Source organism: Bartonella sp. AC62GZZY, from assembly GCF_042196525.1.
Classification (GTDB): Bacteria; Pseudomonadota; Alphaproteobacteria; order Rhizobiales; family Rhizobiaceae; genus Bartonella.
This window is the reverse complement of sequence record NZ_JBHIQN010000032.1, coordinates 1-6018: the sequence shown is the minus strand read 5'-3', so window position 1 is coordinate 6018 and position 6018 is coordinate 1. Positions and strand designations below refer to the sequence as shown.

5 protein-coding genes and 1 pseudogene are annotated in these 6018 nt (G+C 39.4%); all 6 read left to right on the top strand.

Annotation, left to right across the window (positions count from 1 at the left end):
• The first annotated feature begins 322 nt into the window (after window positions 1-322).
• Entirely contained in the window at window positions 323-1516 is a 1194-nt protein-coding gene (locus tag ACFIML_RS08740; protein ID WP_375615480.1) for an MFS transporter, read from the top strand.
• Window positions 1517-1726: 210 nt separating this feature from the next.
• On the top strand, window positions 1727-2401 hold the full coding sequence (locus ACFIML_RS08735; RefSeq protein ID WP_375614792.1) for a hypothetical protein: 675 nt from the start codon (window positions 1727-1729) through the stop codon (window positions 2399-2401).
• Between the two features lie 10 nt (window positions 2402-2411).
• Window positions 2412-3650, top strand: a complete 1239-nt coding sequence (locus ACFIML_RS08730; RefSeq protein WP_375687962.1) for a DUF2087 domain-containing protein — start codon at window positions 2412-2414, stop codon at window positions 3648-3650.
• Window positions 3651-3973: 323 nt separating this feature from the next.
• Window positions 3974-4174, top strand: coding sequence for a hypothetical protein (locus ACFIML_RS08725; protein ID WP_375614198.1), 201 nt, complete (start codon window positions 3974-3976; stop codon window positions 4172-4174).
• A complete protein-coding gene (locus ACFIML_RS08720) occupies window positions 4161-5387 on the top strand; it encodes an MFS transporter (protein ID WP_375608802.1) in 1227 nt (408 codons plus the stop codon). The genes ACFIML_RS08725 and ACFIML_RS08720 overlap by 14 nt, the downstream gene beginning before the upstream one ends.
• Window positions 5388-5604: 217 nt before the next feature.
• Window positions 5605-6018, top strand: a pseudogene (locus ACFIML_RS08715) (hypothetical protein); the annotation flags it as partial.

The following is a 6018-nucleotide window of genomic DNA, read 5'->3' as shown; positions in this document are numbered from 1 at the left end:
ATGCTTTAAAACGTCTACCTTTAAAGCAAATATATAAAAAGCTGCACTATGCGTGCAGCTTTTTTGCAAAATTTTCTGATTGCCCTTTTGTATCATTGTCTCTCATATCAGACAACTTCTCTAGCCCATCATCCTTAATACTCCCCTTTCAAAAAACACAAGGAGTTGCTCATCGCTGCCAATAGGCATTGTGCTTGTTTTGGAAAAGAACTCTGAAAACTTCCTTTCTCAACTGATCATCAAAAAAAACTATACAAAGCGTGGGATATACCATAAACACGCAGAAGAAAATTGTACCTTTAGCCTCTTGGGGAGAAGCATTGTGACAAAGAAGAAATCCATGATTTTCGCCCAAATAGGGCTTTTTATTATTTTGGCTCTTAGCAGCTTTGCCGATGAAACAGCGCAGGTCACATTTGCTTTACACTTAGCAGAAAGTACAGCCTCGATTTCAATGCTGCTTTTTGCAGGGCTTATAGGAGCAATTTGTGCAGGACCCATTGCGCCGCGCCTCTTACATCGCTTCCAACCAACGCGAACAGTCCCCATTGTTTTATTGTTTGAAGCATTTTTCATAGCCGCAGCCGCAGCCGCTAACCAATTTTGGCTTTATATTGCCCTTTCTTTTGCACTAGGGTGTGCTGGTTCACTCTTTTGGTCTGCTATCCTTGTTGCTGTACCTGACTTCGCAAAAAATGATCGGCAATTAGACCGTAACAACCGCATTATCCAAACAGTCCGTAATCTCGGCTACATTGCAGGACCACTGTTAGGAGGTGTACTATATGGTCTTTCAAACGGGCAAAAAGGGCTCTTTGCACTATCCATCATGGTTCTCTGTGCAACCTTTATCACTCTCTTCTGTTTTAAAAGTTTAAAAATGCATACGCCAACAACAAACGCAGTACAACAAGCCAAAAAGGGACTAGACTTAAGAGGGCTCTTGCGTAAAAAAAATGTTGTCTATGCTCTTTCCCCCCTCATCATTACCATCACCCTCACCTCGGCTCTTAATGTCCTATCAATTGTCCGCATCCGCACCGAACTGTATTTAAGCGCTGAAACCTACGGGATAATTGCAAGTATGATAAGTCTAGGGCTCGTCGTTGGACCGCTCTGCTTTTCCAGCCTTTTCCACCGCTTTGGCAATGCTGCTGGAGCATCACTGGCTGCGACAATAATTGGATTTGCAATTTTCTGCTTTTCTCTCACACACATTGTATGGTTAATGATGCTGTCATTTTTCATCCTTGGGGGTGCCAACGGTGTGCAAAATGCACTAATGGCAAGTTTTATGATGAAAGCCATCCAAAAAGAACAACGAAACAGTCAAATGCCCGCCTATATCTTTATCATACAAACAGCCGTGTGTATTGGTTTTATCAGTGCAAGTTTTGTAAAAGTGCATCACACCCAATACACACTCCTTATCATCGGCATTGCCACCATGATCACAGGCATATTAGGCTTTACATTAAACCGCGCTCTGCAAAAAAAGGAATGGGATAATGCCTAGCAAACTTTACCATCTTTTCTCTCGAAAAAAAAACATGCCCAAAAATGGCATAAAAATCACCACTTGATCAAATTATTGTATCTCCCATGCAACCCTATACCAAGCAATGTGATTTTGATAAACCATTCTCGTGTGGAGGAGCAAACAACCCAAGCAAATAACCCTTGCCAAAACTTGATATTTTAAAGCAGAAGAAAACAGTTTAACATCATGCAACAAGACCCTATAGGCTTAAACTTTTACAATGGAACAGGTGGTTATATATGGCAACTGGCAGACTATATGCTACATGACTTGAATGAAAGCATCCACACCCTTGCCTTACAAAAAACCACACCGCCCACAGCCATCAATTCTTTTGACGTTTACCCACGTGAACTCAATCCTTTATCACGCGTTCAATGGGCAAAGGACGTACAGATAACGAGAAATAAACCAGCTTTAATTGGAAAACGGCAAATACAACCTGCAATCGTTATTTCTACAAAAGGAGCGGCATTTGGCGGATTCGACTTTCCCACATTTGAAGCACTTCGTGAAGGCTGCCTTGTCCAATCCTTAAAAGAAATCAAACTCAATGGTTGCTTTTTTGACGTGAATAGTCTTTTGATATCACTGCTACGACACGGTCTCATCGAAACAAATCAAAAAGCCTTTTCAAAAAATGATGCAACCGCTCTTTTACGAGAGCCAACATGTATTATCATAGATTCTTCTCTTGGGTTCCTTGCCATTAATCAACTTAATGGACGTACAATCCGGCTTCATGAAAAAACAAAACATCTCTTGAAGCAAGCCACCACACCAATGCATCTTCAACACCCGCTAGAGGATTCAATAAAGTTTCTTGTAAAAGCAGGAATGCTACGATTGATAAAATTATAAGGATAAAAAGATGCAGCTGATAAGACCTGGTATGGGAACACAAAATAGTGCTCAACTGATCCATGCACTCATTCAAATGGCAAGACCGCGTACAGTCATTGAAATCGGTGCTGGTGATAGTACGCGCTTTATCGTAAGAGCACTCCAAAAAGCAAAACAAGCATGGCAACAGGATAAAAAGCTTCTAGAATCCGCCATTTGGGAAGAGCGTACAGCTTTGCTTGACCCTTCAGGAATTCCTGAAAATTACGAACCTCGGCTTATTACCATTGATGATTTTACAGTAGAAGGTCAATCAGCAGAAGAAGCATGGCAAAGACTTCTTAAAGATGGCATTGAAAAAGATACTGTAACATTTATCAATGAAAATTTTTTCTCTCTTGATGAAAGAACTCTCAAATCTTGGGTGCCAATAGATTTTGCTTGGATTGATGCTGGAACGCCAGCAGATGATGTACGATTTGTTATAACCCTTTGGGAACATATCACACCTGGTGGTTATCTTTGTCTGCATGAACCAACAATGACCACAACGATTGCTCTCAATAGCGAACAACGTGTTCGACGCGTTAGAACCCCTATCTGGGAAGAACTCCTCTATCGGCTTGATGGCTCCTATGAGGCTTTAACACTCCCCGAAAACCATAAATATCGTCAAAGTGGTCTGGGAATTATTCGCAAAAGCACCCCAGCCGAACAGGCTACACGCGCACAATCACTACAAGAAGAACTTATAGAAATCAATGAACTACCCATTCGCAATGATCTTTTGCCCATGGGAAAAGAAACCCTTCACAAACGCAGCACACGCAATTCGCTCATTTCTGCCATGGCCTCTCCTACCCTGCGCGCTGTTTATGCCGCCATTATCCTTGGTGCAAAAAATCTTACTGATATCCTCCAACATATTGATTCAGATGCCAAAACAATTCACAAATCGATCAAGCGCCTTTTGAACCTTGGACTTATTCACAACACAACAGAAGGATTTCAAGCCGAAGAGACAGTGTGGAAAATGCTAGAAAATAAACATGAGCGGGAGAAGGAAAATTTAAGCGACCGCCATTTAGAAACAGAAGAGATGCTATCAAAAATTGGTGAAGCCTTTCAAATGGGAAAAATCTATAGCGAAACGGAAGTTTCCAAGATATGCAACCTCTTTACGATAGACTTTGCCCGATTACGACGCACTCTTGTTGAGAGAGGTTTTTTACAACGCCATGGAGGAAAATATCAACGCATGCGCTAAAAGAGAATTGAAAAATGATTAGCGAACGCTATCGTTTTTCTTCTCTATTTCAAGAGAATGAATAACCTTCCACTAAAAAATATAAATTCATTAAAAGGTTACAAAATCATTCATCCCATTCATATGTTGACAATCTATGGGGGGATAGTACATCCTCTTCATAAAGGTTAAAATGGAAAAGCAAGAATGCGGGATGTCAATTGGTTATCAAATAGGATTAGGAACAGTCAAAACCATCAGGAGAAGATATAGGATCAAGGTCTCAATGATCTTACGATTGTTGCGTAGACATCCGCGCACAGTGTTGTTGCTCAATCCAAATCATGCTCGATATTTCTAAAAACATCGTAGAAAAAACAAAAAACAATATTCTTGCAGTGGACTGGCTGGTGAATCAAGAAGGATACTATTTCAACGAAATGTGCACAGCAGAAACAGGGCTGACAAAACTTCCTCAAGAGATACAACAAAATGTATTTGATCATTTAACGACACTTCTATGGAAATTCCATGGGCAAAAATAAAATAACTTTTTTCATCTATAGCACAGTTTTTCTTTCTGAATTTTCCTTTTTCTTTGTACTCCCTTTGCTTGGAAACTCTTCTCTCATAACTGCTGCCAATGTCGCTTTTTATCTCGCTGGATCAGTAATCCTTGAAAGCATTCTCATGGTAACCACAACGAGTTTATTAGAAAGATTTTCGCGTAAACTCTTAATGGCTACCGCCTTTATTTTAAGGAGTAGCGCTTTTGTGTGCATTATCCTATCGCTCACACCTTCTGCATGGTTGATCTTTTTTACCTTAATGGCTTTTTCGAAAGCAATTTCAAAGCCATTTTTGAGAGAAATTTTATCAGAACATCTCAATGAAAATGCTCTTAAGCGCGCATTAACTCTCTATTCTTTTTTTCAAAATGCTGCTGTCGTTATCGCCCCTCTTGTTGCAACGAGTGCCATAAAATACAACGCATCAGTTTTTTTGATGGCTTTTTTTGCACTCATTGGTTTGTATCTTTGTGTTTTATCCATTCAAATTGTTTATCACTACCCCCATAAAAAATTATCTCTTGAAAAGAACAAAAAAATAAAGAATTCTTTTCTTTCTTCTTTAAAAACAATAATATATAATCGCTCTATTGCTTATTTGCTGGTCACGGCTTTGCTTTGTGCATTCCTCATGGGAATTTTCATCACCACCACAACACTTCTCAGTAAATTTGACAGCAATCTCGCCCCTTATAGTGGAATTTTCTTTTCAATTGTTGGCATCAGTATTTGTATCTGGCAAGGAATAATCAATAAACATCTCAGCCTTTCTGATAAATCAACTTTCTACCTATTATGGCTTATGGGAAGTTTCGCTGCATTTTTCCTTATGGGTGGCGTCTTTACCGCTGTGACTGCATTAATTGCCTACAGTGTCTATGAATCTGTCATGATTACAGAGATATACTATCAAGCAAGGAAAACAACCTCATCCCTCTCTACCAGTGTTCTTTTTAGTTATATTCTTGTTATTTCAAATATTGGCCAAGCTGCCGGCTCATGGACAAGTGGATGGATCATCAGCCATTTCAACAATCACATCGCTTTCACCTTTTGCATGATTGTTGGTGTCTCCGCCTTTGCTTCTTGCCTTTGCCTTATGCAAACTAAAAAAATAAGGAACTTCAATGTCACATATAATTTTTGCTACTGGGGGCACAACAAGGGTGCGCAAAACACTTCGCCATAAATGGCTCAATTATGATTTTGTAACACACTCTGCGGCAAAAAAGCTCAAAATGGTCTTTAAAGATTGCTCTGTAAACGCCGTTGCAAATTGTCTCATAGCTTAAAGGATTATGGGATAGACAAGCGTAAGGTAGCTACATTCTGCACGAATAATATTCTATTGATATCCATGTGCAATACAGCCAAAGCATTTTTCTTATAATTCGCTCATTTTTGCCATGACCTCACCGACACTACGCGCTGTCTATACTGTTATTATACTTGGTGCTAAAATTCTTTCTGATATCCTCAAACTTGTCAATTCAGAAACTAAAAACATTCACAAATCTATTAATCGCCTTTTAAACCTTGGTCTTATTCAAAACACAACAGAGGGATTTCAAGCAATCGATAAATTATGGCAAGTGCTAGAAGATAAAAATGTACGAAATATGGAAAATTTCAGCGATCGTCATTTAGAAACAGGAGATATACTTACAAAAATTGCAGAAGCATTTCAAATAGGAAAAAACTATCGCGAAACGGAAACATCAAAAATATGTAGCCTTCCCCTTACCACTGCCAGTTTCCGTTCAAACATCAAGACCAATGGCTGCAAAAGCAAAAAGCTGCCCCTTTTTTTCTCACGGCAT

Bases quoted from the DNA above. Each gene is read 5' to 3' on its own strand.
- ACFIML_RS08720 (WP_375608802.1), top strand. From the start codon at position 4,161: ATGGGCAAAAATAAAATAACTTTTTTCATCTATAGCACAGTTTTTCTT.
- ACFIML_RS08735 (WP_375614792.1), top strand. From the start codon at position 1,727: ATGCAACAAGACCCTATAGGCTTAAACTTTTACAATGGAACAGGTGGT.
- ACFIML_RS08730 (WP_375687962.1), top strand. From the start codon at position 2,412: ATGCAGCTGATAAGACCTGGTATGGGAACACAAAATAGTGCTCAACTG.
- ACFIML_RS08725 (WP_375614198.1), top strand. From the start codon at position 3,974: ATGCTCGATATTTCTAAAAACATCGTAGAAAAAACAAAAAACAATATT.